Source organism: Symbiobacterium ostreiconchae, from assembly GCF_055396975.1.
In genome coordinates this window covers 3,506,009-3,532,115 of record NZ_AP042454.1, presented here as the reverse complement: position 1 = coordinate 3,532,115, position 26,107 = coordinate 3,506,009, and the positions used below count along the sequence as shown (strand labels likewise).

Annotated in this window: 24 protein-coding genes and 3 tRNA genes; 20 read left to right on the top strand and 7 right to left on the bottom strand. The window is 69.2% G+C overall.

Features of this window, described 5'->3' with window-relative positions; genetic code table 11:
* Positions 1-3: 3 nt before the first annotated feature.
* The gene (locus ACZ5UM_RS16960) at positions 4-267 is read right to left on the bottom strand and encodes a hypothetical protein (RefSeq protein ID WP_464845682.1); all 264 of its coding nucleotides are present in this window, start codon (positions 265-267) and stop codon (positions 4-6) included.
* A gap of 172 nt (positions 268-439) precedes the next feature.
* On the opposite strand from ACZ5UM_RS16960, the gene ACZ5UM_RS16955 reads away from it, so the two are divergent.
* The 5 genes from ACZ5UM_RS16955 to ACZ5UM_RS16935 all read left to right on the top strand — a co-directional run bounded on the left by ACZ5UM_RS16955 (position 440) and on the right by ACZ5UM_RS16935 (position 2,656).
* Positions 440-742 (top strand): hypothetical protein, encoded by a 303-nt coding sequence (locus ACZ5UM_RS16955; protein ID WP_464845679.1) that lies wholly within the window; start codon positions 440-442, stop codon positions 740-742.
* 47 nt (positions 743-789) lie between these two features.
* Positions 790-865: transfer RNA gene (locus tag ACZ5UM_RS16950), tRNA-Lys, on the top strand.
* Positions 866-872: 7 nt separating this feature from the next.
* Positions 873-948 (top strand) — tRNA-Thr (locus ACZ5UM_RS16945).
* A 39-nt stretch (positions 949-987) separates the two neighbouring features.
* A tRNA-Ile gene (locus ACZ5UM_RS16940) sits at positions 988-1,063 on the top strand.
* Between the two features lie 792 nt (positions 1,064-1,855).
* On the top strand, positions 1,856-2,656 hold the full coding sequence (locus ACZ5UM_RS16935) for a ferredoxin-thioredoxin reductase catalytic domain-containing protein (RefSeq protein WP_464845678.1): 801 nt from the start codon (positions 1,856-1,858) through the stop codon (positions 2,654-2,656).
* Here the strand turns inward: ACZ5UM_RS16935 and ACZ5UM_RS16930 are convergent.
* Positions 2,596-3,231 (bottom strand): HAD family hydrolase, encoded by a 636-nt coding sequence (locus ACZ5UM_RS16930; protein WP_464845675.1) that lies wholly within the window; start codon positions 3,229-3,231, stop codon positions 2,596-2,598. The genes ACZ5UM_RS16935 and ACZ5UM_RS16930 overlap by 61 nt on opposite strands.
* A gap of 764 nt (positions 3,232-3,995) precedes the next feature.
* On the opposite strand from ACZ5UM_RS16930, the gene ACZ5UM_RS16925 reads away from it, so the two are divergent.
* The 6 genes from ACZ5UM_RS16925 (at position 3,996) to ACZ5UM_RS16900 (ending at position 10,812) form a co-directional block, all read left to right on the top strand.
* The gene (locus ACZ5UM_RS16925; RefSeq protein WP_464845672.1) at positions 3,996-5,171 is read left to right on the top strand and encodes a DNA glycosylase AlkZ-like family protein; all 1,176 of its coding nucleotides are present in this window, start codon (positions 3,996-3,998) and stop codon (positions 5,169-5,171) included.
* A 283-nt stretch (positions 5,172-5,454) separates the two neighbouring features.
* Positions 5,455-6,336 carry a VOC family protein gene (locus ACZ5UM_RS16920; protein ID WP_464845671.1) on the top strand — a complete coding sequence of 294 codons (882 nt, stop codon included), beginning with the start codon at positions 5,455-5,457 and terminating at the stop codon, positions 6,334-6,336.
* 257 nt (positions 6,337-6,593) lie between these two features.
* On the top strand, positions 6,594-8,006 hold the full coding sequence (locus tag ACZ5UM_RS16915; RefSeq protein ID WP_464845670.1) for a DUF7125 family protein: 1,413 nt from the start codon (positions 6,594-6,596) through the stop codon (positions 8,004-8,006).
* Between the two features lie 13 nt (positions 8,007-8,019).
* Complete coding sequence (locus ACZ5UM_RS16910; protein WP_464845667.1) at positions 8,020-8,256, top strand: hypothetical protein; 237 nt, start codon at positions 8,020-8,022, stop codon at positions 8,254-8,256.
* Positions 8,257-8,262: 6 nt separating this feature from the next.
* Positions 8,263-10,035 carry a LuxR C-terminal-related transcriptional regulator gene (locus ACZ5UM_RS16905; protein WP_464845665.1) on the top strand — a complete coding sequence of 591 codons (1,773 nt, stop codon included), beginning with the start codon at positions 8,263-8,265 and terminating at the stop codon, positions 10,033-10,035.
* 168 nt (positions 10,036-10,203) lie between these two features.
* Positions 10,204-10,812: an HD-GYP domain-containing protein gene (locus tag ACZ5UM_RS16900; RefSeq protein WP_464845663.1), complete on the top strand. Its 609-nt coding sequence runs from the start codon at positions 10,204-10,206 to the stop codon at positions 10,810-10,812.
* A 4-nt stretch (positions 10,813-10,816) separates the two neighbouring features.
* Here the strand turns inward: ACZ5UM_RS16900 and ACZ5UM_RS16895 are convergent, their stop codons facing one another.
* The gene (locus ACZ5UM_RS16895) at positions 10,817-11,929 is read right to left on the bottom strand and encodes a polysaccharide deacetylase family protein (RefSeq protein WP_464845661.1); all 1,113 of its coding nucleotides are present in this window, start codon (positions 11,927-11,929) and stop codon (positions 10,817-10,819) included.
* A gap of 321 nt (positions 11,930-12,250) precedes the next feature.
* On the opposite strand from ACZ5UM_RS16895, the gene ACZ5UM_RS16890 reads away from it, so the two are divergent.
* A complete protein-coding gene (locus ACZ5UM_RS16890; RefSeq protein WP_464845660.1) occupies positions 12,251-12,655 on the top strand; it encodes a GlcG/HbpS family heme-binding protein in 405 nt (134 codons plus the stop codon).
* Positions 12,656-12,698: 43 nt separating this feature from the next.
* Here ACZ5UM_RS16890 and aroF read toward each other — a convergent pair whose 3' ends face one another.
* From aroF to ACZ5UM_RS16870, 4 genes are all read right to left on the bottom strand, one after another.
* Entirely contained in the window at positions 12,699-13,520 is an 822-nt protein-coding gene (gene aroF, locus ACZ5UM_RS16885; protein WP_464845659.1) for a 3-deoxy-7-phosphoheptulonate synthase, read from the bottom strand.
* Positions 13,521-13,745: 225 nt separating this feature from the next.
* On the bottom strand, positions 13,746-14,528 hold the full coding sequence (locus tag ACZ5UM_RS16880; protein WP_464845658.1) for a GntR family transcriptional regulator: 783 nt from the start codon (positions 14,526-14,528) through the stop codon (positions 13,746-13,748).
* A gap of 2 nt (positions 14,529-14,530) precedes the next feature.
* A complete protein-coding gene (locus ACZ5UM_RS16875; RefSeq protein WP_464845655.1) occupies positions 14,531-14,839 on the bottom strand; it encodes a DUF4387 domain-containing protein in 309 nt (102 codons plus the stop codon).
* 64 nt (positions 14,840-14,903) lie between these two features.
* Complete coding sequence (locus ACZ5UM_RS16870) at positions 14,904-16,259, bottom strand: acyclic terpene utilization AtuA family protein (protein ID WP_464845652.1); 1,356 nt, start codon at positions 16,257-16,259, stop codon at positions 14,904-14,906.
* A 164-nt stretch (positions 16,260-16,423) separates the two neighbouring features.
* Here ACZ5UM_RS16870 and ACZ5UM_RS16865 point away from each other — a divergent pair, with 164 nt between their 5' ends.
* From ACZ5UM_RS16865 to ACZ5UM_RS16830, 8 genes are all read left to right on the top strand, one after another.
* Complete coding sequence (locus ACZ5UM_RS16865; RefSeq protein ID WP_464845651.1) at positions 16,424-17,434, top strand: thermonuclease family protein; 1,011 nt, start codon at positions 16,424-16,426, stop codon at positions 17,432-17,434.
* 182 nt (positions 17,435-17,616) lie between these two features.
* The gene (locus ACZ5UM_RS16860) at positions 17,617-18,348 is read left to right on the top strand and encodes a TetR/AcrR family transcriptional regulator (RefSeq protein WP_464845649.1); all 732 of its coding nucleotides are present in this window, start codon (positions 17,617-17,619) and stop codon (positions 18,346-18,348) included.
* A 75-nt stretch (positions 18,349-18,423) separates the two neighbouring features.
* On the top strand, positions 18,424-19,803 hold the full coding sequence (locus ACZ5UM_RS16855) for a radical SAM/SPASM domain-containing protein (protein WP_464845647.1): 1,380 nt from the start codon (positions 18,424-18,426) through the stop codon (positions 19,801-19,803).
* Positions 19,804-19,978: 175 nt separating this feature from the next.
* Positions 19,979-21,091, top strand: a complete 1,113-nt coding sequence (locus tag ACZ5UM_RS16850; protein ID WP_464845644.1) for a murein hydrolase activator EnvC family protein — start codon at positions 19,979-19,981, stop codon at positions 21,089-21,091.
* A gap of 263 nt (positions 21,092-21,354) precedes the next feature.
* Positions 21,355-22,035, top strand: coding sequence for a TorD/DmsD family molecular chaperone (locus ACZ5UM_RS16845; RefSeq protein ID WP_464845643.1), 681 nt, complete (start codon positions 21,355-21,357; stop codon positions 22,033-22,035).
* Between the two features lie 13 nt (positions 22,036-22,048).
* Entirely contained in the window at positions 22,049-24,421 is a 2,373-nt protein-coding gene (locus tag ACZ5UM_RS16840; RefSeq protein ID WP_464845640.1) for a DMSO/selenate family reductase complex A subunit, read from the top strand.
* A 14-nt stretch (positions 24,422-24,435) separates the two neighbouring features.
* Positions 24,436-25,032 carry a DMSO/selenate family reductase complex B subunit gene (locus ACZ5UM_RS16835; RefSeq protein ID WP_464845639.1) on the top strand — a complete coding sequence of 199 codons (597 nt, stop codon included), beginning with the start codon at positions 24,436-24,438 and terminating at the stop codon, positions 25,030-25,032.
* A 2-nt stretch (positions 25,033-25,034) separates the two neighbouring features.
* A complete protein-coding gene (locus tag ACZ5UM_RS16830) occupies positions 25,035-25,883 on the top strand; it encodes a dimethyl sulfoxide reductase anchor subunit family protein (RefSeq protein ID WP_464848410.1) in 849 nt (282 codons plus the stop codon).
* The last annotated feature ends 224 nt before the right edge of the window (positions 25,884-26,107 follow it).

Genomic DNA, 26,107 nt, shown 5'->3' with positions numbered 1-26,107 from the left:
TCGCTATACACGGGTGCTGGCGGGGCGGTCCACTGTGTGGGCCATGGTGTAGCCCAGGGAGAACATCGTGAACGAGATCTCCAGGAGTTCGTGGTAAAGGGCGTCCAACTGCGGAGTCGTGAGCGGCTTGCCTCCGGCCTGCATCGCGGCGGCCACATGGGGCAGCCTCTCCCGGACCAGCAGTTCGATGCCCTCGCGGGATTGTGCCCGGTTCTCGGCCAGCAGTGCATAAGCGCGATCGCGGTAGCCGCGCAGGATCTCTTCCACGATTCGTCCCCCTCATCGTTTACGATAACACCATTATAAGGGTATCCATTGTTAGGGGACAAGCACCGGAATGCTCCAGAGATGAAAGTCGCTGTACTTATTTCGCTCTAATGTGAACTTTGCCCGCGCCCGCTTCGTAGGGATAAGTGACACGACCTGGAGGGAGCGGCCGGTGGACGAGGGCAAGGTGTTCGATGAGTTCCTGGATCTGCCGGATGGGTATCAGGCGCAGCTCATGGTGATGGCCGAGCCCGTGAGCGGCTTCCGGCGGAAGGTGGCGTATCGGAGCCGGGTCTGGCTGGGGCACGAGAGCGAGATGGATCCGTACCTGTACCGTGCACAGGTGCACTGGAACTTGGAGGAAGCGATCCGGGCCTGCTACGCCATGTTGGCGCAGCTTGCGCCGTACTGCTTCCGTTCCCGTGCTGCGGTTGAAGCGGTCAGGGGTGTTGACAGGAGGCTGTCGACCGGATAGAATAACGATGCGTTCTGCGAACGAAATACGGCAAGGCGACGCAGCATGGACCGCTAGCTCAATTGGTAGAGCATCCGACTCTTAATCGGCAGGTTGTAGGTTCGAGTCCTACGCGGTCCACCACGTGTATGCTGATGTAGCTCAGGAGGTAGAGCACGTCCTTGGTAAGGACGAGGTCACCGGTTCGAGCCCGGTCATCAGCTCCATGTTCCGGCCGCTTCCGCATGTGGAAGCGGCCGCATTGTGCGAGGGTAGCTCAGTCGGCAGAGCACACGGCTGATAACCGTGAGGTCCCGAGTTCGAATCTCGGCTCTCGCACCATGCTGCGCCGTCCAGCCTTTTCCGGTGGACGGCGCATGCGTTTTCTGTTACAATGACACTCCAGGTTTTCCGACCACAGTTTCCTAATCGTGAGAGTTCGGTGGATGATCGCGCCGGGCAGATGGGGAGGCGGATGCCGCACGTACCCGGATGGCCCGGTGAGGAACTTCCTGGCACCGCTTCCGGTGAAGTCCGAGTCTGCCTCACGGCAGACGCCTGAGGGCCCGTAGCCGGAAGAAAGTTGGCGCAGAGCGCAAGCTCTGGCGGCGCGAGCCGACGATGGGGAAGGCGGTCTCGCCTGCGTGCGAGTCGCTTGTACCTGTAACGAGCTAGAGAGACGCAGGTCCCCCGGCGACGGGGGAGTGGCACGGGCAATCTCCGCCACGGTGCAAGTCCAAGTAGGCGCCTTTGAGCGCGGGTAGGACGCAGTCCCAGGAGTAATCCGGGACCACGGTCTGGTCGGGCCGTGAGATAAATGATCATCACGCCCGCCGGCAGGCGGGCGGACAGAACCAGGGGTATAGCCGGACTCTCACCAGGAACCCGCATGGCCTTAGGGCTGTGCGGGTTTTTCTGTTGGACGGAAGCGCCAAGGCCCAGCTGCAACCAGGCGGCCGGCGCACATGCGGCGCGCAGCCGATCAGCGACCTGGACTTAGGAGACAGCCTCGCACCGTCCGTTCGGCGGTGTTCACTTCCCCGTTGGTCAGGTCCTTGCCCCGTGCCCTTGGCACATACCCGTGTGGGTATCAGAATTAGAGGGCATGGTTGTCATACGGGGAGGTGGACATCGGTGAGTTCATTGGGTGCGACGCTGAAGATGTACAGGGACTTCTTCAAGGGATTCTGGCGCTACCGGGAACGCCTGAAGAAGGACGACCAGTGGATTCACAAGTACGCCGCAGCCAAGGGGCTACGTGTCAACCCGCACAAGATGTTCTACACGAACCTGAAGATCTGGATCGAGAAGAACCGAGATCTCTACGAAAAGCAGTATTGCCCGTGCTTCGAGCCGTCGGGAGATCCCGCGCTCGACCGCAAGCTGGTCTGCCCCTGCGCCTTTGCCGAGGCCGACATCGCCGAGCACGGCACCTGCCACTGCGTGCTCTTCGGCCGTGCAGATCTCACCGATGAAGAGTTCTCCGCCGCGGAGGCCCTGCTGCAGCAGGAGTACCGCCCGAAGCTCAACCTGATGGGCAACCGGCTGGACACCCGGGGCCAGCCCAAGGCCCCCAAGAGAGGCCTTGACGTGCCCGACGCCATGCATCAGGTGAAGCAGGCCCTGAACCATGTTTCGGGTGACCTCGTCGTGCTGGTAGACCGCGCGGCATCCGTGGAAAATCTGAAGCGGCTGGCCGAGTTCCGGCAGATGGGGTTCAGCAGCCGCGAGCTGGGGAGCCTGGTCTCTTCGAGGTCACACTGCGGCGGTCGTAGAGCGCTGGTCCGCTGCTGCAGATCTCCGGCCTGTTTGGACAGAAGCGCCTCCACCCATCGCGGGTGGAGGCGCTTGCCGTCGGGGCGCCAAAGGCCGGTTCACCACCGGCGGGCTCCGGTGGCGAGGTGCAGGAGGTCGGCCGGGTGCGCCACCGGGTAGTCACAGGGAAGCGTCGGATCCAGCGCACCCCACAGGGCCAGAGCGAAGGGGACCCCCGCCGCCCGGGCGCACTGGCTGTCGTAGAGGGTGTCGCCCACGTACAGCACCTCGCCGGGCCCGAACCCGGTGTCGGCCATGAGCTTCAGGAGCGGGTCGGGGTTCGGCTTGGGCCGTTCGACGTCGTCCGCGCAGACCGCCGCACGGAAGTGCTCCATCAGCCCGAGGGGGACGAAGTCGCGGTCGAACTCGGCCCGGGTCCTGGAGGTCACCAGACCCAGGGTCACGCCCGCGTCCCTCAGGTCGGCCAGGAGTTCCACGATCCCCGGGAAGATGCTGTCGCGATAATCATACTGGCCTGCGTACGTGTCCCACCTGCGGAGGACCGCCTCTACATCCTGAACGCCCAGCCGCTCCAGCGCTGCCGGGCCCGGAATCCCCAGGATCCAGTGCAGCTCCTCCTCCTTGTAGGCGCGGCCCGTTTCCTCCAGCAGGGCCTGTCGGAACGAGGCGACGATGGGCCGCGCGGTGTCGATCAGGGTGCCGTCGATATCAAAGGCCACACACTTGAAGGGCAACGTTCCCGCCTCCATGTCTGCTGTCAGGTCGTGGTCAGTCCCGACCCACCGATTTCGGCTGAGTCGGCAGTCGCCGCGGGTGACGGTTGGGTCAGCCCTGTGTTATTTCTGAGTTAACACAGATAGTCCGCGCTGGCAAGCGGAGGATCCGCCTCCCAAACCAGATGCCAGCCCCCACCACGCAACGTCCCGCAGCCCGGGGTGCGCAAGCCCCCAGAGCGCCAGGGCCATCACGAGCGCTCCCGCGCCGCCGGCGACGGTGTAGGGCGAGAGCGCGGTGCCGAACTGGGACACGGACAGGCCGCAGATCGCCGCGAGGGACGACCGGTTGCGGAACAGACCCGGGCCACGCGGTTCCCGGACGGGTGCGGTGGACGCCGTCCTGTACGCCTCGCTTGCAGGCTTCGCAGGGAGAGGGTACAGAAATCTTCCGAACAAAACTAGACTGTAAATGAATCCGTATGGTAAGCTATGATCACGAGGGCGGGACCCTTGGGGGCCCAGCTTTGCTACTGGTTGAGGCACGGTTGCTGCAGCTCATAGCGCTTGGTGGGAACTGGAGAGTCCCTTGCCGGCCGGGCAGGGGACTTCTTGTATTCGGCGCCGCGCCAGGCGCGAGCCGGTCTGGGCGAAAACCTGGGGAGGTTCGGTCAGGGATGAGCGGGGCGACGGGAGGACGTGGGAAGAACGGAGCTGCGCCGGGAGTGGCGACGACCGGAGCGCCGGCTGGACCGGACGTGAGCGGAGCCCCGGCGGGGTCGGATGTGAGCGGATCTCTGGCGGGGCTGGACGTGAGCGGAGCCCCCATGGAGCCGGAGATGAGCGGAACCCTGGCAGAGCGTTGTGCGCGCTACGCCCGCAACCAGTGGCTCGGGCGGAAACGGCGGAACGGCGGCGTGGTGGCGCTGGCCCGCCACCTGGTCGGGATCCAGAGCCAGCTTCGGACCACGCCCGGGCTTGCGGCACGGGCACGGCTCAGCGGCATCGGGCCGGAGGATGTGCGGCGGGAGCTGGAAGTGTCGCGCCGCCTGGTGCGGACGTGGACGGTGCGGGGAACGCTGCACGTCGTGGCCGCAGAGGAACTGCCGCTGCTCTGGCGGGCCCTCCGCCCCGAGTGGGAGTCCCGGTGGAGCAAGTATCTGGACAAGCACGTCACCCGGCAGCAGCGGACGGACGCGGCGGATGCCTGCCTGCAGGTCCTCGCGCGGGGGCCGGCCACCCGTGCGGAGCTCCTGGCCGGCGTGCAGGACATCCTCGGCTGCCGGGAGGAGTGGCTGACCTATCTGTTCTCCTCCTGGGGCGGCGTGCTGAAGGACCTGGCGTACGCCGGCGAGGTCGTCTACGGCCCCGAGCTGGACGGGGAGGTGCGCTTCGTACGAACGGCCGACTGGCTGGACCTGCCGGTTGCCGACATGGAGCCTGACGACGCCCTCGCCGCCCTCCTGGAGCGGTACCTCACGGCGTACAGCCCCGCCCGGATTCACGACTTCGTCCACTGGAGCGGCGTCACGGTGAAGCGGGCCCGGGAGGCCCTGGCCCGCCTTGGCGGACGGGTGGCTGAGCAGGACGGCTGGCTGGTGCGGGATCAGGAGCCGGTGCGGGACCAGGAGGGGTACCGGCCGGCCGATTCGCCGGTGCAGGTGGCCGGACACGACCTCTCCTCCGACGATGCGCTGGGCGTCCGGCTTCTCCCCAAGTTTGACCCCTATCTGCTGGCGCACGCGGAGAAGTTCTACCTCGACGAAGCACATTACAAGGCGGTTTTCCGTGCGGCCGCCGACGTCGCCGCCGTCATCGTGAAGGGGGGCCGCGTCATCGGGACCTGGAGGAACCAGGGGCACCGGGTCCTTCCGGAACTGTTTGCCCCCGTCACCGATGCGGTCGCTGCCGAACTGGCGGAGGAGATCGAGGCAGTCTCCGCCTGGCTCCGGCAGGCGTGATCCGGGCAGACCCTGGCCCTCCCCTCGGACGGGGCCGCCACCCGCTGCGGGTTTTCCGCAGAAAGGCTCTGGCCGCAGGTTCCGGGCGAACTATACCTTCGCGCCCCGAAGGAACCGGCAGATTCCGCCCGGACCGTGCCTGCGACCTGCCCAATTGGCCCCCACCGCCCTGGCCCAACCGACTGCCGCTGCAGAAGGGCGCGAGCAGGTCATGGCCGGCCACGAGGCGGAGCTTCCTGGCGGGGGCTTGTATCAACCACGGCATCGGGAGGGGAATGCGGAAATGGCGATTACCCACATCGATCACGTCTTGATCGCCGTGAACGACCTGGATGAGGCGGCGAGGGTGTACCGCAACCTGGGATTCTTCATCACCGGGGGCGGGGAGCACCCCGGCCGGGGCACCGCCAACCGGCTGGCGGTGCTGGATCCGGAGTATCTGGAGCTGATCGGTGTGCGTGACCGGAACGAGGCCTGGCCGGATCTGGTGGAGCACCTGGACCGGTTCGGGCCGGGGCTCTACAACTTCGCCCTGGCGAGCGACGACCTGGAGGCCGACCTCGCGGCCTTCCGGAGGCGCGCCGGGGAGGGCGTCACCGCCTTGCGTCCGGAGGAGCCGTGGGACGGGACCCTGGTCACCCCCGGCGGGCGGCGCCGGTCCTGGCGGGCGTTCCGGGTGGCGGGCGGACGGGCCGTCAACCCGTTCATCATCCAGCACGACAGCGAGGGGGAGGAGAAGCGGCAGAAGCTCGCGGGCGACGAGGAGCTGCAGCCCCACCCGCTGCAGTACGGCCGGATCAGCCGGCTCTCATTCGCCTTCCCCACCCTGGAGGAGGGGGTGGCCTACTTCCGGGACGGCTACGGCCTCGTGCCGGAGGGCGGCCCCTCGGTCTGCGTGCGTCGCCAGGCTGACCGGGTCTTCATTCCGCTGAAGCAAGGGATGATCGAGGTGATCGCCCCCCAGCGCGCCGACAGTCCGGTGGCGCCCTTCGTGGCCGAGCGGGGGTACGGCGTGCACAGCATCAGCGTCACCGTGCCCGACGTCGCCCGCACGGCGGATCAGCTCGAAGCCCGCGGGGTGGCCGTCAGCCGGCTGCCGAACGGCACCGTCCTGGTGGACCCCGCCCACACCCTGGGGGTGCGGCTCCAGCTGGTGAAGGAGTAGGCGCAGGTTGCGACCGCACATGAGGACGCCCGCATGGGGGCACAACGGCCCGGCTGCCTGTCTCGCAGCCGGGCTGCTCCGTTTGCCGGACGCCCGGCCGGGGACCCGGGGTGCGCAGTTCGGACGGCTCCATATGGCGCGGGCGCGGGGCCGGCGCAGCAATCCGCGACACCATCCGCTCAATTGGCCGAAGGATTTAACTGTTCAGCGCCGAAATTTGCATCGTCGACAAAGGTACAAGAATGGTGGGGAGAGCCGTGAGCGATCTGCACGCCAGACTGTCCACCGGCATCGACGGCCTCGACAGCGTGCTCGGCGGCGGCCTGTTCCCGGGCAGCAGCGTCCTGGTGCGGGGCGCGCCGGGCACGGGCAAGACCACGCTGGCGATCCAGTTCCTGTGCGAGGGCGCCCGCCGGGGCGAGGGGGGTGCCTACTTCTCCTTCGAAGAGTTCCCCGAGCAGATCTACCGCGACGCGGGGGAGCTGGGGTTCGACCTGCCCGCGCTGGAGCAGGCGGGGAAACTCCAGGTGATCACCATGGAGCCCGGCGCCTTCCTCGAGGAGGCCCTGGAGCCGGGCGGGCTGCTGGAGGAGCTCAGGCGTGACATCGGCTTGCGGCGGGTCGCGGTGGACAGCGTGACGCTCCTGGAGCTGGCGCTCTCCGGGCGCGGCGACAGCCGGCGCACGCTCTACCTCCTGCGGAACGCCCTGCACAGGCTGGGGCTCACGACGCTCCTCATCGAGGAAGGGGCGCCGGCGGAGGGGCCGTCCATGGCCGAGTACATGGTCGACACCGTCCTGCACCTGACCTACGACGACTTCGAGGTGAACCGGCTCCGCCACCTGGAGGTCCGCAAGCACCGGGGGTCGCCCTTCCGGTCCGGGAAACACGTCTTCGTCATCGTCCGGCAGGGGATCCGGGTGCTGCCCGCGCTGGACCGGGTGCCCGACCTCACGGTGGGCCAGGTGGTGCCCACCGGGCTGGATCGGCTGGACGAGTGCCTGGGCGGCGGCATCCCCCGGGGGAGCACCTTTGCCCTCAACGTCAACAGCAAGTGCAACTACCGCTACCTGCTCGGCGCGATCGCCGCCGCGCACCTGCAGCAGGGGGATGGTTACGTGGCCGCGCGGTCCGCCGTGCGCCCGCCGGCCGTGGTGGCGATGGTGCTGGGCCTCTACGGCTTCGACGCCGCCCGTCTGGGCGCGGAGGGGCGATGGCGGTACGTGGAGCAGGTGGGCCGGCCGGTGCCGCCCGAGCTCGAGCCCTACATCATCCGTGTCTCCAACGAGTTCGACCTCTTCGTGGAGCCGGGAAGCCAGACCGCCCTGGCCCACGGGATCGGCGCCCCCGACGGCCCGAGGCACTGGCTCTGGTCGCTGGATCTGAACACGGCGATGCACACCCTGAAGCAGGACGCCGTGGTGAAGGGCTGGGCCGAGGCCATCGCGTACGCCCGGTACCGGGGCGACACCATCCTCGGCATTTGCAACTTCGAGGAGATGGGGCCGGCGATGTCGGCCTTCGTCCAGCGCAACGCGGAGGGCATCCTGCGGACCTGGTTCGACGGCCGGTACCAGTACCTGCAGGTGCAGAAGGCGCCCAACGGCCGCGTATCGGAGCCGATGGTCATCGAGTACACCGACACGCCGCCGTATCTCTTGCTCTGGTAGAGGGGGTGCGCACATGACAGCGGACCTGACGGCCATCCGGCTGGAGGCCACACTGTACTTCCAGCGCAACCCCTTCGCGCGGGAGACGCTGGAGAGCCTGGCGCTCCGCCTGGGCCGTCCCGAGACCCTGGTGGAGCCGGTGCTCGGGCAGCTGGTGGAGTTGCGGATCCTGGAGCGCAGAGGGCGCCTTTACCGGTACTGCAGGCCGTACGTGGCCGCGGCCTGGGACGAATCTCCGTCGGCGAGGTGATCCGGCGTGGCTGCGGGATACGACCGGGACTGGACCGCACGGCTGGCCGGGCTGGCCGCCCGCCTGCGTGAGATCCGCGATGCCCGCGACGCAGCCGGAGCGGCCGCCGAGGCCGCCCGCCCGGGTCCGGTCGCCAGCGCCTTCGTCCTGGCCTCCGGGGGAGGATCATCCGCCACCCTGCTGGCGGCGGAGGGGCCGCATGCGCCGGCGATCCGGGCACAGGCCCCGGGCCATCTGCTCATGTTCCCCCAACTGCTGCTGCAGGCGGGTCAGCCGGCGGTGACGCTGGACCTGGCCGCAGACCCCCGCGCGGCGCCGCTCAGGCGCTGGGGACTGTCCGCGGGCACCCTGACGGTCCTGCCCGTCATGGGCAGCGGCGGGATCCTCGCGCTGCTGGGCGTGGTGCAGCCCGGGCCCGAAGCGGCCGCCGGGTCGGATCTGGCCGGGCTGCAGGCGGTGGCGGGCATGCTGGGCCTGGCCCTGGAGAAGGAACGGCTGCAGGAGTCGGCCGAGGAGCAGGTGCGGCAGCTGCTGGCCCTCGGGCAGGTCACCCGGCTGCTGACCACAGAGTTCGACCCCGAGGCGGTGCTCACGCTGATCATCGACGCGGCGGTGAGCCTGTTCCGCCTGGACCTCTGCTGCCTGCTGATGTACGACGGCCGGGGCGACCTGCGCGTCCGGGCGGCCCGGGGGCTGACCGCGCACGTGGCGGCGGAGCTGGCCTTCTCCGCCGATGAGCCGCCTGACGCGGAGCGCTTCCGCACCCTGGGGTTCGTCTCCGTCGTGATGCACCGGGTGCCGGGCAGCCAGCGGCTGCTGGGCTACCTGGTGGCCGGCACGCGCGCGGCCAGCCCGCTGGATGCGTCCGAGCGCTCGCCGCTGGCGACCTGGGCCAGCCTGGCCGGCGTCGCCCTGGAGAACAGCCGCTGGATGGCAGAGGTGGAGGCCGCCCAGCAGGATACCGTGGAAGCCCTCGTGGCCGTGCTGGAGAGCCGGGAAGGCCGGCGGGCGGTGCCGATCCGCACCTGCGGCGCCTACGCGACGGCGCTCGCCGCGAACATGGGGCTGTCGGAACAGGAGGTGCGCGACCTGTATCTGGCTGCCCTGCTGGCGCACGCGGAGGGCGGCCATCCCCCGGGGGGGCTCCTCGCCGGCGCCGAGTCGCCGCGGCTGCGGCGGGTGCGCCGGGTGCTGGAGACCCTGGACGAGCGCTGGGACGGCGAAGGGCCGCTGGGACTGCACGGCAGCGAGATTCCCCTGGGTGCCCGCATCCTGGCGGTGGTCCGGGCGTTCACCCAGGCCCTGGAAGCCGCCGGGCCCGAGGGCCCCGCCTCCCCCGCGGCGGCCCTGGAGCGGGTGCGGGCGGGCAAGGGCGAACGGTTTGATCCGCTGGTCGTCGCCGCCCTGGAGAGCCAGTTCTGGAGCACCATGCCCTTCGTGCCGCCGGCATCCGGCACCGCACCGGGCGGGGATGCGGACCGCGGGCACCGGCCGCCTGCGGCCGCGTCACCGGCGCCTCAGGCGCCGCCGCCAGAGCGGATGGCATCACCGGATGTTCCGCTGCAGCCTGACCTCACCCTTCTGACCCAGCGGGAGCAGGAGGTGCTGGCCCACGTGGCGCAGGGCCTCAGCAACCGGGAGATCGCCGCACGCCTCTTCCTGAGCGAGGCGACCGTCAAGACCCATGTGAGCCGCATCCTGCAGAAGCTGGGGCTGCCGGACCGCACCAAGGCGGCGGTCTTCATGCTGAAGGTGCAAGAGGAAGCCGATCTGAAGTGAACGGGCCCGGACACCGTCCGGGCCTGTTCAGATATGATACATCCAAAGTTGTATACGCTTATACAGAATACATCTGATGATCATCCTCCGGTCGGACGCCGGACAGCTGGCCCAACGGGTAGGCTGGAGCAGGACCAGCGTTCTGACGTTCGACACGGAGGCGGATTCATGCGAGAACAGCTCACGACCCTGAAGCGCCGCCTGCGCGGCCACGTTGACCCGGAGACCCTGGCCCACAGCGCCCGGGTCGCCACCCTGAGCGCCGCGCTGGGCGAGTGGCTGGGTCTTTCGCGGGAGATGGCCCGCACGCTGTACATCGGCGGACTGCTGCACGACCTCGGCAAGGGCGTGATTCCGGCCGAGGTGCTGCGCAAGCCGGGGAAGCTGCTGCCGGAGGAGCGGCGGCAGGTGGAGGTGCACCCGGCCGCCGGAGAAGCCTTGCTGCACCACGTGGTGCCCGAGGCTGCGCCGGAGGTCGTGGACATCGTCCGCCACCACCACGAGCGGCTGGACGGCAGCGGTTACCCCGACGGACTGCGGGGCGAGGATGTTTCGCCGGCCGTGCGCATCGTCGCCGTGGCCGACGTCTACGATGCCCTGATCAGCCACCGTCCGTACCGGCCGGCCATGCGCCGTGAGGAGGCGCTCCGCATCCTGGAGGAGGAAGCCTTCGCCGGCCGGCTGGACCCGGCCGTGGTGGCGGCCCTGCGCCAGGTGACGGCGGCGGAGCGGCTGCCCCGCGCGGCCGGCGGCCAGGGCTGCGGCTGCGAGCGGTAAGCGGTCAGTCGCACACGGTGCGGCCGGTGACCAGCCGGGCGAACCCGCACTCACCCATCGCCGGGTAGACCACTAGGCGGCTGAGCCGCATCGGGTCGTCCCCCCGGGCCACGCGGCCGGGGGCGACGGTGAAGCCGAGCCGCACCCCGGCGGCCCGCAGAGTCTCCACGGCCTCCTCGTCGTGGGCGCCGAAGGGGTAGGCGTAAGCGGTGACCGGCGGCAGGCCCGCCCTGGCCGCGGCCTCGGTCAGCGTGAACCAGTCGGCCAGGATCTCGTCCGGCGACCAGGCCACCAGCGCGGCTTCCCCGCCGATCTGGCGGTGGCCGTCGTGGGAATGGGCCTGAATCTCGATGACGCCCGACTCTGCCATCGCCCGCATCTCGTCCCATCCCAGGTACTCAAAGCGGCCGATGGTCTGGCCGGCGAAGCCGGTCACCATGAAGATGACCCCGGTGAAGCCGTGCTGCTGCAGCACCGGAAAGGCGTCGGTGTAGTTGGAGCGGTACCCGTCGTCGAACGTGATCATGACCGGCCGCTCCGGCAGGGACTGCCGGCCTTCCAGCCAGTCCAGCAGCTCGGCTGTGGTGATGGTGCGGTAGCCGTTGGCGGCCAGCCAGGCCATCTGGGCGGCAAACTCCTCGGTGCTGAGGATCGCGCCGTTGGCGCCGTCGGCGCCGGGCTCCAGGTGGTGATAGAGCAGCACCGGGACGGTGAGCGGGGGCGGAGGCGCAGGGGCTTCCGCCGGGTCACCCGCCGGGTCCGCATGCGGCTCGGGCGCTTGCGGCTTCGCCAGGACGGGCGCCTCCGGTGCCGCCTGGTCGGGCGTCAGATCCACGGCTTCCTGGCCTCGCCCGCCGGCCTCCGCCGGGGGTGCACCTTCGGCCCCTTCCGGCCGATCGTCGGGCAGCTGGTCCGCAGCGGCCGGGGGGGTGGGGGCGGGCGTCAGGGCGGGCGGGACCGGGGCCGATGCAGCCGGGATCTCGCCGGCGGTCTCCGACGCCGTCGGGGTCGCTGTCGGGGCCGCCGGAGGGGCGGCTGCCGACAGCAGCCACATCACGAGCAGGATCGCGAGGCCGGACAATTTTCCGGTCGCGATGCGCAGCGCAGGCTTGGGCAACACGATTCGCTCCCATAAGGCATAAGTCGCTGTACAAGTAGCGGCCACCACAGCGGTGACGCAGACACCTATTTCGTAGACGAATGAGATGACATATTGTTCCGTATCCGCATTCGACCCCCACAAAATCGCAGCACCATACGAATGAGCCTGGCGCGCAAGCCGCCCTCCGCCTGTCCGCACGCCGCGGATGGGCCGGGGGCGGCTTCCGCGATGCCGGGCGGAGCCGCCCGGGTCGTTCGCGGGGAGGATATTGCGCTCCACGAATAGAAGGATCAATTATAAATAAAGTGAGAGAAAACGGAATGGGAGGAGTTTCCGGTGTCCTGTAAACTGACCAGCAAAGACTGTGACCGCATTCTGGCGGCGGCCGAGGCGCGGGCCCGGGAGATCGGCGTGCCGATGGTGATCGCCATCGTTGACGAGAGCGGCGTGCTGAAGGCGTTCAAGCGGATGGACGGCTCGCTGCTGATCAGCGTGAACGTAGCGCAGGGCAAGGCCTACACCGCAGCGGCCCTGCGCATGAGCACCCGTGAAGTGGGCGAGCGCACCCAGCCCGGGGCCGATATCTACGGCATGCAGTTTGCCGATGTCGGACGCATCATCAGCTTCGGCGGCGGCTTCCCCATCGTCAAGGACGGCGAGGTGGTGGGCGGCATCGGCGTCAGCGGCGGCAGCTGCGAGCAGGACGAGGACGTCGCCCGGGCCGGCATGGCCGCGCTCTAGCCGGGGAGGCGGCAGAGACCAGACGCAGCCGACAGCCTCGTGTTCAGAGGCTGTCGGCTGCGTTTGTCTGCGGAGCCAGGCCGGCCGCGCCCATGAAGCGCTCCAGCTCTGCGGGTGTCAGGGCCTGTTCGCCGTCGCTGAGGGCCCGGGCGGGGTCGGGGTGCACCTCCAGCATCACGCCGTCCAGTCCCGCCGCCAGGGCGGCCAGGGCCATGGCCGGCACCAGCTCCCGGCGCCCGCAGGCGTGGCTGGGGTCCGCGATCACCGGCAGGTGGGTGAGCTGCTTGGCGGCCACCGCCGAGGCCAGGTCCAGGGTGTAGCGCGTGTGCGTCTCGAACGTGCGGATGCCCCGCTCGCAGAGGATGATGGCCTCATTCCCCCGGCTGGCCACGTACTCCGCCGCGTGCAGCCACTCCTCCAGCGTGGCGCCGGGGCCCCGCTTCAGCAGGACGGGCTTGCGGGTCTCGCCCAGGGCCGTGAGCAGCCGGAAGTTCTGCATGTTCCGGGCGCCCACCTGCAGCACGTCCGCGTACCGGGCGACCAGGTCGATTTCGGCGGGATCCATCACTTCGGTGACCACCGGCAGACCGGTGAGCTGCCCGGCCCAGGCCAGGAGCCGGAGCCCCTCCTCGCCCAGGCCCTGGAAGGAGTAGGGGGAGGTGCGCGGCTTGAAGGCGCCGCCGCGCAGAAGGCGTGCGCCCGCGCGGCGCACGGCCTGCGCGGCGGTGCGGATCTGCTCGGGCGTCTCCACGGAGCAGGGCCCGGCGATCACCACCGGCGGTCCGCCGCCCACCGCCAACCCCGGCCGGATGATCACGGGGCGGGTCCGGCCCGGCTCCTCCGTCACCCGAAGCGGTCTGGCCATAGGTAAGTCCCCCCGTGTGAGCTGTCACTCCAGCATCCTATGTCAGACCGGCGGAAGTGGTTCGGGACAGGCGCGGTGGAGGATGACCGTGCAAACCTGCAGGGGTCGGGGTGCGCCAGGGCCGTGTGCGGGGACGGAAATGCGACAGACTTCCACTTGGCCCGCGGGCGAAATGGAAGTCTGTCGCCCGGGGCTGTGTCGGGCCCCGGGTTCAAGGGGGAAACCTCACGTGTGGTGCCCTGCCCGGTTCATCTCGATCTGGCGCGTCAGGTGGAAGCGGTACTGATCGGCGCGGTAGACCGCCCGGGCGAACTCCACGGCCCTGCCGGCAGGGTTGCGGACCAGCGACGAGACGACCAGCACCGGCGCGCCCCGGGGGAGGGCGAGCAGGCGGGCCTCTTCGGGCGAGGCCCCGGCGGCCTCAAAGGTCTGCTCCGCGGTCAGGTGGGACCAGCCGAAGGTCTCGGCCAGCACGTCCACCACCAGGCGGAAGCGGTCCGCGTCGACGTCCGCCTCCAGCTGTTCCAGCACGGCCTCGCCCAGCGAGGCGGGCACGGTGCTCTGGTACGCGGCCATCGGCTCGCCGCTGCCCAGCCCCAGGAGCCGGAACCGCATCACCTCATGGCCGGTGGGCATCCCCAGCATGTGGGCGGTGGCCGGGTCAGCCGGCTGGGTCATGACCTCCAGCAGCCGGGTCCGGGGGACCAGTCCCTGCGCCCGCAGGGCCGCGGCGAAGGGGGTGACCTGCACCAGCGGCTGGTGGATCTTGGGCCTCGCCACAAAGGTGCCCTTGCCGTGCACCCGGTGGAGGAGGCCCCGGTTCACCGCCTCGGCGATGGCAATCCGCACCGTGGTCCGGCTGACGCCGTGCTGCTGGCACAGCTCCCGCTCCGACGGGATGCGGTGGCCGACGGGCCAGCGGCCCTCCTCCACGTTGCGCTGGATCATCTCCACGACCTGCTGCCACAGCGGCGCCGGCCGCGCGTGCGTGGCTGCGCCCCCGGCCATGGTCAGGTCACCTCGATGTCGAAGAGCGGGGCGTACTGCTGCGCGCCGAAGAGGTCGTGCTCGCCGGCGCTGCCGCTGGGCCGCCGCCGCTTCAGGGTGAACTTGATCGCCCGCGCCGGGTCGAAGGTGACGTAGCTGTAGATGCGCGCCTCGGGGATGCGGAACAGCCGGGCGATGCCCTCCCGGGAGAGCGCCGGGCAGGCCTTCGCACGCTCGTACGCCTCCTGGGATGCGAACAGGATGTCGAAGGTGATCAGGTCGGGACCCGCGTTCTTGCTGCGGATGGTGCTGGCCAGGTCCCTGAGCTTCATCTCGACTGCCTCCCTTCTGCGGTACTGTGGATGGGTGGAGCGCAGACCGCTCGCTGCCGTCCTCCTATGGAACGGTGACCAGGTGGAGCCGGAACAGCTCCGCCGGATCCTGGACGGGCAGGACGTGGTTGATGGTCCACTCGTAGGCCGGCCGGGCGTACAGCACCTCGTCCGACATGAGCGCCGCCGTCCCCGCGGTGCCCTTCACCCCGGGCAGCCGGGCGTAGAACATCTGGCGGGCGCCCATGGCGGTGAGCTCCGCCGCCGTCCGCCGGTCGGGGGCCACGCCCTCGACGATGACGCAGAGCTCGTGGGCCAGCCGGTCGGCCACCTCCAGGTCGCCCATCACGCCGTTGCGGCCGTACACGTGGTAGTGCAGCTCGTACCCTTCCCGGCCAAAGCGCGCCTCCACCTTCTCCCGGGCCCAGGCCAGCACCTCGTCGATGCGGGCCACCGTGTCGGGGTCCCGGAACCCCACGATGGCGAGGCAGCGCTCGCCCCGCTTCCCGGCGCCCTCCAGCTTGACCCGGGGCGCGGACCCGGGACGGAAGGAGAAGCCCGTCACCCGGCAGCGGCGGTCGTCCACCGCCTCGTAGCGGCAGCTGCGCATGTCCAGCACGCCCCCGGGCACGTGCTCGAAGAACGGCGTGGCCCGCTCGTACATCGCGTGGCTGGCCACCGAAAGCGGCGTGCACCGCTGGGCCGGGTGCATGGGCTCCACGATCACCTCCCCGGGCCGCACCGTGCCCAGCACCGACTCCTTGCCCATGAAGGGCTCGGCGCAGAACGAGGCGCACTCCAGCACCTTGCCGGCGTAGTAGGCCGTGGCCGGATCCAGCCCTTTCCAGAGCAGCGGCGCGGCGAAGATGGCCGGGTCGGAGGCGCGGCCGCAGATGACCACCTCCGCCCCGGCCTCCAGCGCGGCGACGACCGGTTCGTGCCCCATGACGGCCACGATGCGGTCGGTGCGGTCCAGGTCGGCTTCCGTCAGGTCGGGACGGCCGTCCAGCCCCTCGCACCGGATGCCCGCCCGGAGCCGCCGCCGGATCTCCTCAGGGTCCACCTGGGCGTAGATGTACGCGAGCCGGAAGGGGGGCAGGTTGTGGCGCCGCGCCACCTCCCGGAGGATCTGCACGTAGCGGTCGACGCCCCGGTCCGTGCCGGTGTCGGCCGCGCTGCCGATGATCATCGGCACCCCCTGCCGGCGGCAGGCCACCAGCATGATCTCCAGGTCATGGGTCTGCCACTCCACGGGGCTGCACTGCTCGTCGGCCCCCAGGGGGTGGGGGCCGATGTCCGAACTGCCCGAGTCGGCCACCACGAAGTCGGGGCGCCGGGCCATGCCCCGCCGGAAGCTCTCCGGTTCCAGCATGGTGAAGCCGAGATGACCGGTCGGTGTGAGCAGACGGATCTCCGCCACCTGAGCCACCTCCTGGTCGTACAGGTCATCACTGGTCGTAACCTGTGATACAGAGGATGAGCGTTCAGGGCGGAATATGCCTGTTCGCAGGTGGTTTACGGACAGGTTCGTAGTGCGTAACATTGAGCCGTTGGGAATTCAATGCAGCACGGAGGTCGCAGAAAATGAAGCGGAAGCAGGGTGGGCGGCGCCCCCGGGGATGGGTGGCGATCGCTGCCGTCGTGGTGGTGGCGGCCGCCCTCAGCAGCAGGCTGGAGGGCGGGGACCCGGCGCATGTCCCCCCGGCCGTGACGCCGGAGGCGGCAGCGTCCGAACGCGGGGAGGCGCCGGCGGCCGGTCACAGGGAGGCGCCCGCGCCGGATGGCCGTGCGGCGGCGGAAGCGTTGGCCGGCGGGGACGGCGCAGCGGGTTCGCCGTTTCCGGCGGCGGAGACGGGGTCCTTCGGGGACACTTCGACCGCGGTGAGGGAAGCCCCCGGGGACACCCCGGCGACGGATAACGGGGGCCCCGGGGACACCCCGGTGGATGATGAGTGGGCCGTTCCCGGGCAGACGGTCAGGGCGACCGTGACGCGGGTGGTGGACGGCGACACGGTGGACGTGCAGATCGACGGCCGTACGGAGCGGGTGCGCCTGATCGGCGTCGACACGCCCGAGGTGCACGGCACGGCGGAGCCCTACGGGGCCGAGGCCTCGGCCTTCACCAAGGAGCGGCTGACCGGACAGGAGGTCAGCCTGGAGCTGGACGCGGAGGCGCGGGACCGGTACGGCCGCCTGCTGGCCTACGTCTGGGTCGGGGATGAACTGTTCAACGCGACGCTGGTCCGGGAAGGCTATGCCCAGGTGATGACCGTGCCCCCCAACGTGAAGTACGCCGACCGGTTCGTCGCCCTGCAGCAGCAGGCCCGGGAGGCGGGCGCCGGGCTGTGGGGTCTCCCGGATGCGGGCAGCGGTACGGCGGCCGCGGCCGGGGGCAGCGGCGGGCCGGACGGCCGCGGGGCGCTCCTGCCGGTGAATGGCGACTGCGGCGGCCTGATCAAGGGCAACATCAACGCCAGCGGGGAGAAGATCTACCACGTGCCCGGGGGCCAGTTCTACGACCGGACGTACGCGGAGGCGTGCTTCGCCACGCGGGCCGACGCGGAGGCCGCGGGATACCGGGCGTCCAGAAGATAGGCCAGGCGGCGCCGGAGCGACGGCTGCCGACGTGCCGAAGGCGGGCGGGGACATGGGAACCCCGCCCGGTTTTTTTGCATCTGCCGGCTTGTGAAACCGGGTGCAATCGGCTATGATGAACAATGAATCTATGACCAAATGAGCTTAGCTGGTCAAAAACATGAAAACGGGGGCGCAGGGGAATGGCAGACAAGGTGAGCGGCACGGGCGGAAAGCGGGACCGCCGGCATCGCCGCGCGGAACGGGCTAACCGCATTCTGGATGCCGCCGCGGCTCTGGTGGAGCGGTACGGCTACAGCAAGACCACCCTGGACGACGTCGCCCGGGAGGCCGGGGTGGCCAAGGGCACGCTCTACCTGCACTGGAACACCCGGGAGGAGCTCTTCGGCGCCGTGCTGCGGCGGGAGCGGATCCTGCTCTCCCGCACCGTGCTGGAGCGCATACGGGCGGAGCAGGGGCCCCTCACCCTGCACGCCCTCTTCAAGCAGGTCGCGCTGGGGCTGCTCCAGCGCCCCCTGGTCCGGGCGGTCTTCACCCGGGACGTGGAGGTGGTGGGCAGCCTGCTCCGCCAGGAGCAGCGCGCACACCCGGAGCGGAAGGAGCTGTTCCACGTCCTGCTGGACTTCCTGAACCGGCACAACCTGGCGCGGCGCGACCTGACGCCGCAGACCCAGGCGTTCCTGGTGAGCGCGGTCTTTCTCGGATTCTTCGTCTCGGCGGCGTGGCTGCCGGAACAGGCGGCGATGTCGGATGAGCAGGTCGCCGGCCTGATGGCCGACACCGTCGTCGCCGCACTGGACCTCGGCAGCCGCGCAGCGCCCGGGGAGGTGGCAGAAGCGGCCGAGGATGTGGTGAAGCAGCTGGAGGAGCTGGTCGCCCGGGAAGAGGCGGCCTTCGCGGAGGAGCTCTTCTAGCCCGGCCCTTCGGGGGCGAGAGGTGCATCTCAGCATCCAGCGGGGAATTCCTGCCATGCGAAGGAGGGATCGTTCATGAACCTTGCCGAGACCTATCTGGGCCGCCAAGTTCTGGAGCACGTGGTCGGGATGGTCATGCGCAACCCCGAGGAGAACCTGCCGCGTCTCACTGACTGGGTGACGAAGAACGCCCCCCTGGAGAGCCACCGCGAGATCGCCGCGAAGGTGAAGGCCTTCCTGGACGACGAGGAGAGCAACTGGCACCTGCTGGCCATGCGCCTGCTCACCGAGACCCATCCCAACGTGCGCCGGCGCACCGCGGTCAACTTCTTCATCAACTGCAGCCTGCTGGGCATTCCCAAGCAGCGGGAGGCGGAGAAGCGGCTGGGGGTGAAGGTGCCGTGGGCGATCCTGATGGACCCCACCGCGAAGTGCAACCTGCGTTGCATCGGCTGCTGGGCCGGCGACTACGCGATGCGCCCGGAGCTCAGCCTTGAGACCATGGACCGCATCTGCCGGGAGGCCGGGGAGCTGGGCATTCATTTCTTCGTCATCTCAGGCGGCGAGCCGCTGGTGCGCAAGAACGACCTGCTCGAGCTGGCCCGGCGCCACCCGGACAAGATGTTCCACATCTACACCAACGGCACGCTGATCACCCGGGAGTTCGCCCGAGAGGCGGCCGAGCGGGGGAACATGGTTTTCGCCCTCAGCCTGGAGGGGCTGGAGGCGTCCACGGATGCCCGGCGGGGCAAGGGCGTCTTCCAGAAGATCATGGCGGCCATGGACATCCTGCGCGAGGAAGGGCTCATCTTCGGCTTCTCGGCCACCTACACCCGCAAGAACACCGAGGAGCTGGGCAGCGAGGCGTTCATCGACAAGATGGTGGAGAAGGGCGCCGCCTTCGGCTGGTTCTTCACCTACATCCCCATCGGTCGGGACGTGGACCTGGAGCTCATGGCCACCCCCGAGCAGCGGGCGTACATGTTCGACCGCATCACCGAGTTCCGCCGCACCAAGCCCATCTTCCTGGTGGACTTCTGGAACGACGGCGAGGCGGCGGTGGGTTGCATCGCCGGCGGGCGCAAGTACTTCCACATCAACTCGGCCGGCGACGTGGAACCGTGCGCCTTTGCGCATTACGCGACCTGCAACATCCACGATGTGTCGCTGGAGGAGGCGCTTCAGAACCCGCTGTTCAAGGCTTACCAGAAGCGGCAGCCCTTCTCGGAGAACCTGCGGCGCCCGTGTCCGATCATCGATCACCCCGAAGCGCTGCGGGCGATGGTGAAGGAGTCGGGGGCCCGCGGCACGCAGATGACCAACGAGTCGGTCGACGAGTTCGCCGACAAGCTGGCTGGCTACGCGGCCGCCTGGGGCCGGCTGGCCGATGACATCTGGGAGAAGAAGCATGCGGCCGAGCCCGTCGGGGCGGTCCCCCGGGCGGGGGATGACTAGCGCGGCCGAACCGCCGGGCGAAGCTGCCCGGAGCACGCCGAGAGGGTGTTTGCCTGGGGCGCTGTACGGGGGTGCAGCGCCCCCCATCGCGTCCGCCCCGGTGCAGGAGAGGGCCGGTCTGCCGTAGTAATGACATGGGGAAGCGCAAGTCGCCGCCGGGGAGAGGAGGGTGTGCATGAGGAGAGCGCGTTTTGTGGGTCTGCTCTGCCTCATCGCCCTGCTCGCGGCGGGTCCGCTGCCGTGGCCGCAGGGTGCGGCCCGGGGTCCTGTCCTGGGGTCGTGGGCCGCCGCTGCCGAATCCCCCGACCGCGAGGCGGTGCTCCAGGAGCTGTTCGTCCTCAACCGCCGGTTGGAGGAGGCCCGTGCGGCCCTGGCCGAGGTGGAGGGCCGCCTGGCTGAGGTCGCGGCCCAGGAGGAGGCGGCCCTGGCGGAACTCGCCCGGCTCGAGGAGGAGCTTGCGGCCCGGAAGGAGCAGTACGGCCGCCGCCTGCGGTACTACCGGGAGCAGGGCAACCGCGGCCCCTGGGTGCTGCTCTTCAGCGCCGGGTCGCTGGCCGACTTCCTCTGGCGGCTGGATGCGCTGAAGCAGATCATGGCCTACGATGCCCGCCTGGCCCGCGAGCTCAGCGAGACCCAGAGCGTGGTGGCCGCCCAGGCCGAGCGGCTGACCGAGGCCCGGGCTGAGGCCGACCGGCTGCGCGCCGAACAGCAGGCCCAGGTGGCGGCGCTGGAGGAGGCCATCGCCGCGCGCGAGGCGATCCTGGCGGGCCTGGGCGACCAGCGGCAGGAGGTGGAGGATGCCCTGGCTGCCGTGGAGGCCGACTGGCAGCAGAGCGCCCTGCCGGTGCTGGACGCGCTCGGGCTCGCCCTGCAGGAGCTGGGCACTGCGGGGCTCGAGCCCGACGACATCCGCTTCTCCCTGTTCCCGCCGGGGGCGGTGGCGACCATCTCGGAGGAGCGGCTCAACGCCTACATCGGTGAATACGATCCCCTCACCCGCCTGCGCGTCGACCTGGTGGGGGAGGACGAGGCCTTCGTGCTGTCGGGCGTGTTTGATGACGTGCCGCTGGAGATCAGTGGCGGCTTCCTGGTCACGGCCGAGGGCAAGCTGCGGTTCGAGCCGTCGCTCATGCAGGTGCGCGGGTTCCGGGTGCCTGAGGGCATCATCCGCGAGATCGTGGCGGAAGGCTGGCTGGACATCGACGTGAGCGCCCTGGTCTCTCCGCTCACGCTGACGGGGGTGGAGCTCACCGACGGGCAGATGATCATCCGGGCGGGCCTGCGGTGATCTGCCGTTCGCAGCAGAAAGAGCCGGGTTCCCTGAACGGGAACCCGGCCCTTTTTGACCGGCCCGTCCGGGCCGCCCGTCCGCGCCGTGTCAGACGGTTCTGGTTCGGGCGGTCAACCTACGATCAGCGCAGTAGCCCCCCTCGGGCGTAATCCCAAATTGTTGTCCGGACGGCGGTCCCGAGATTTTCTATCATGCCGCATAATGAGGGCACGAAACTGTGAGGACCGTCACAAAGCGCGCGGTCCTGGCGAAAGGGGGCGATGACCGTGGGTTCAGCCGATCCGGCGCTGTACTGCAGGGTCCGGGCGGAGGTGTACCGCCTGCTGGCCGGTCTCTATCTCGCACCGCCTGACGAAGGTACGCTGGCGGCGCTGCGTCACCCGGACTTCGTGGGTGAATGGCCGCTGGGCAGGGGTCAGGACGATGTGGAGCGGGGGCTCGCGCGCCTGACTGAGGCGCTGCCATCGGTCAGCGCGGAGACGCTCCGGCGGGAGTTCTGGGATCTCTTCGGCACGCTGGGACCGGCGGCCGCGCCGCCGTGGCAATCGGTCTACCTGGACCGGGAGCACACCCTCATGGGCGAGGAGACCCTCCGGGTCAGGGCGCTGTACGCCCGGTTCGGCCTGGTGGCAGAGCGGGCGGTTGGCCTGACGGACGACCACATCGGGTTACAGCTGCAGTTTCTGAGCGAGCTCTCCCGGCGAGCCGCAGACCGGCTCGAGAACGGCGACCCTGCCGGTGCCCGCGAGCTGTTCTCGGGGCAGCGCGCGTGTCTGGAGGAGAACCTGCTCCGCTGGGTCGACGACTTCGCCGGGAAGGTGGAGGCTTACGGGGAGACGGGGTTCTACGCCGGCGTGGCCCGGCTGACGCTGGGCGTGATCCGTTCCGACTGGCAGTTTCTAGAAGAGGCAATCGCGGAACCTGCACTTACCCGAGACTGAAGGAGGTAACCGGATGCTGCCTGAGATTTCCCGCAGAAGCTTTCTCAAGTGGTCAGCGGTGGTGGGCGCCGGCGCTGCCCTTGGCGGCGCGGCTGCTGTCCAGAGTGGCTTGAAGCCACTGGAGCGCACCGCGGAAGCCACTGGCACGCCCGTGCCTGAAAAGGTCGTGTGGCAGCAGTGTACCGTAAACTGCGGCGGCTATTCCTGCGCGCTGAGGCTGCACGTGAGGGACGACGTCATCGTCCGCGTCGACACCGACCAGCTGGACCGGCCCGGATTCCCGGCCATGCGGGCCTGTCTGCGGGGGCGCGCGACCCGGCAGTTTGTCTACAGCCCCGACCGGCTAAAGCAGCCGATGAAGCGGGTCGGCAAGCGCGGCGAGGGGAAGTTTGAGCCCATCACGTGGGACGAGGCCTTCACGCTCATCGCCGAGAATCTGGACCGGATCGTGAAGACCTATGGCAACCAGGCCGTCTGGGTCCACTATGCCTCCGGCACCGACGGAACCAGCCGCACCCCCGTGCAGCGTCTCCTCAACCTGATGGGCGGCTACCTGGGCTACTACAACACGTATTCCTCCGCCTGCTACAACTGGGCGGCGCCGTACACCTTCGGGCGGATCGAGACCAACTCCAGCGACGACCTGGTGAACTCCCGCCTGGTGGTTCTCTTCGCCAACAACTCGGGCGAGACCCAGCCGGGCGGCGGCAACGAGTTCTACTGGCAGATGCAGGCCAAGAAGGCCGGGGCGAAGGTCATTGTCATCGATCCCCGCCTCTCCGACACGGCCAAGGCCCTGGCGGACGAGTGGATCCCGATCCGCCCGACTACGGACAACGCCCTGATCGACGCCATGGCCTACGTGATGATCACCGAGAACCTGCATGATCAGGCGTTCCTCGACAAGTACTGCGTCGGCTTCGACGACGAGCACCTGCCGCCCGGCGCGCCGCCCAAGTCCAGCTACAAGAGCTACGTGCTTGGCGCGGCCGACGGCGTGCCCAAGACCCCTGAGTGGGCCGAGGCAATCACCGGCATCCCGCGGGAGACCATCGTGCGGCTGGCCCGGGAGATCGCCCTGACCAAGCCCTGCGCCCTGATCCAGAACCTGGGCTGGCAGCGGCACGCCTACGGCGAGCAGCCGGTGCGGGGCCTCCCCGTGCTGGCCGCCATGACGGGCAACATCGGCGTGAGCGGCGGCGGCCCCGGCCTCCGGGACGGCCGCAAGAATGCGCCCAGCCCCAGCATCCCCGCCGGCACCAACCCGGTGAAGGCCCAGATCCCGGTCTTCATGTGGACCGAGGCCATCGTCCGGGGTACGGAGCTCACGGTCATCGACGGCCTGCGGGGCGCTGAGAAGCTGGACTCCAACATCAAGTTCATCTGGAACTACGGCGGCAACACGCTGATCAACCAGCACTCCGACACCGGCGCCACGCACCGGATTCTGCAGGACGAGTCGCTGTGCGAGTTCATCGTGGTCCACGACGTGATGATGACTCCTTCGGCCCGCTATGCCGACGTGCTGCTGCCCGACGCGACCAGCTACGAGCGGCTCCACCTGGGCCGGGGCTCGACCAACGTCATGGGCGACCGCTTCTACCTGGGCGTTCCGGCCATCACGCCGCTGTTCGACGTGAAGGGCAACTACGAGGTCTGCGCCGGCGTCGCCGAGAAGCTGGGCATCGCCGACGAGTTCACGGAAGGGAAGACATGGGAGGACTGGTGCCGCGAGGCCATCGACAACCTGCGCGCCAAGAATCCGGATTTCCCGACCTGGGAGCAGCTGCTGGAAGATCCCGTTGTCCGCGGCAAGGACACGAAGCCGGTCATCGCCTACGCCGACTTCATCGCCGACCCCGAGAAGAACCCCCTGCCTACCCCGTCGGGCAAGATCGAGATCTACTCGGAGCAGCTGGCGAAGCTGGCCGAGCAGCGGGGCAACGCGGACGAGCTTCCGGCCATCCCCAAGTACGTCTCGTCCTGGGAAGGCCCGGAGGACCCGCTGCGGGAGAAGTACCCGATCCAGCTCATCGGCCACCACACCAAGCGGCGCGTCCACTCCACCCACGACAACAACCCGTGGATGGAAGAGGTGGAGCCGCAGATGATCACCCTCAACGAGCTCGACGCGGCCGCCCGGGGCATCAAGGACGGCGACATGGTGCGGGTCTGGAACGACCGGGGCGAGATCCACGTGCGGTGCCGGGTCTCCAAGACGATCATGCCCGGCGTGGCCGACCTGCCCCAGGGCGCCTGGTACACGCCCAACGAGAAGGGCGTGGATATCCGGGGCTGCATCAACACCATCGCCAAATATCATCCGACCCCCGGCGCCAAGGGCAACCCGCAGCACACCAACCTGGTTCAGGTGGCCAAGCTCTAAGGAGGTGAGCCGGAATGCAATACGGATTCTTCATCGATGCGAAGTACTGCGCAGGATGCAAGACCTGCCAGATTGCGTGCAAGGACCGGGCGAACCTCGAGGTGGGCCAGCTGTTCCGCAAGGTGAATAACTACGAGGACGGCGGCTGGGTGCAGCGCGGCAACGCCTGGTTTAACAACGTGACGTCCTACTGGCTCTCCATCAGCTGCAACCACTGCGCCAACCCGTCCTGCGTCCACGCCTGTCCCACCGGGGCGATGTACAAGCGGAGCGACAACGGCCTCGTGCTGGTCAACGCCGAGGACTGCGTGGGCTGCCAGAGCTGTGTGTGGGCATGCCCGTACGACGCCCCGCAGTACAACCCCGAGACGGGCCGGGTGCACAAGTGCGACGGCTGCATCGACCGGGTGGAAGCCGGCCTGCGTCCGGTCTGCGTGGACGCCTGTCCGTACCAGCTCATCGATTTCGGCGACATCGAAGAGCTGCGGGCCAAGCACAACGGCACCTCCTGGGTGCGGGGGCTGGCCGACCCGAACCTCACCTCCCCGTCCCTGGTCGTCAACCCGCCGGCCGGAGCCATCAGCTCGCCGATTGGAGGGAGTCGCAAGTGAACATGCACGACTGGTCGCTGATTCTCTACACCCTCTGTCTGCAGTCGGCCGTCGGCATCTACGTGGTCAGCCGGCTGGTGGTGTGGAATGAGGAATCCCGGGAGAAGCGCATGCGCTTCCTGTATGTCGCCCTCGGCCTCGGCATCGTGGGCGTGCTGGCCTCGGTGACCCACCTGGGCTACCCGCTGAACGCCCTGAAGACCATGGGCAACCTGGGAACGTCGTGGCTGAGCCGCGAGATCCTGCTGACGGCGCTCTTCGGCGCGACCGGCATCGCCAGCGTGCTCCTGGAGCGGTCGGAGGTGGGAAGCCCGCAGACCCGCAACGGCTGGGCGGTGCTGACGAGCCTGCTGGGCCTGGCGCTGATCTTCTCCATGTCGATGATCTACCGCACCACGGCGTTCCCCGCGTGGACGCACTTCTCGACGACGCTGGTCTTCTTCGCGACCGCCGGGCTGATCGGCACTTCGGTGGTCTTCGCCGGCCTGTGCTGCCGCACCGAGGGCGAGGAGCCCCGGGGGCTGACGAGCCTGGTGGTGGGCGCCATGGCCATGCTGGCGCTGCAGGTCGTGGCGCTGGCGCTGCACGGCGTCTACCTGGGCACGGCCGGGCCCGAGGCGCAGGCAACCGCCGCCCTGATCATCGACGAGTGGTCCGTGCTCTACTGGGGGCAGATCCTCTGCCTGGCGGCCGGCGCCGGCATCATGATGCCGCTGGTCTGGCGGCGTGTGGTCCAGCAGAAGGTGGCCCAGATGCCGCAGTTCGCCGGCGCCCTGGTGGCGCTGGTGGCCCTGGGCGAGCTGGCCGGGCGCGTGGTCTTCTACGCCACCCGGGTGAAGATCGGGCTCTAGGGCCCTTGCGGCAGACGTCCTGCAACACGCCGGCCCAAGCTGTTCGTCCCGAGCAGTCTGGGCCGGTTTCCGTCTCAGCCGCCCGGGGCCCCGGCGCCGAAGGGATCACGGCGGCATCGACCTGGGGGGAGGGATCCCGTTCCCTTTGGGTCAGAGGAACTCCCTTCCTTTGAACAAGTGAAAGAGAGAACAATCTCAGATATAATAAGGTATGAACCGGCAAC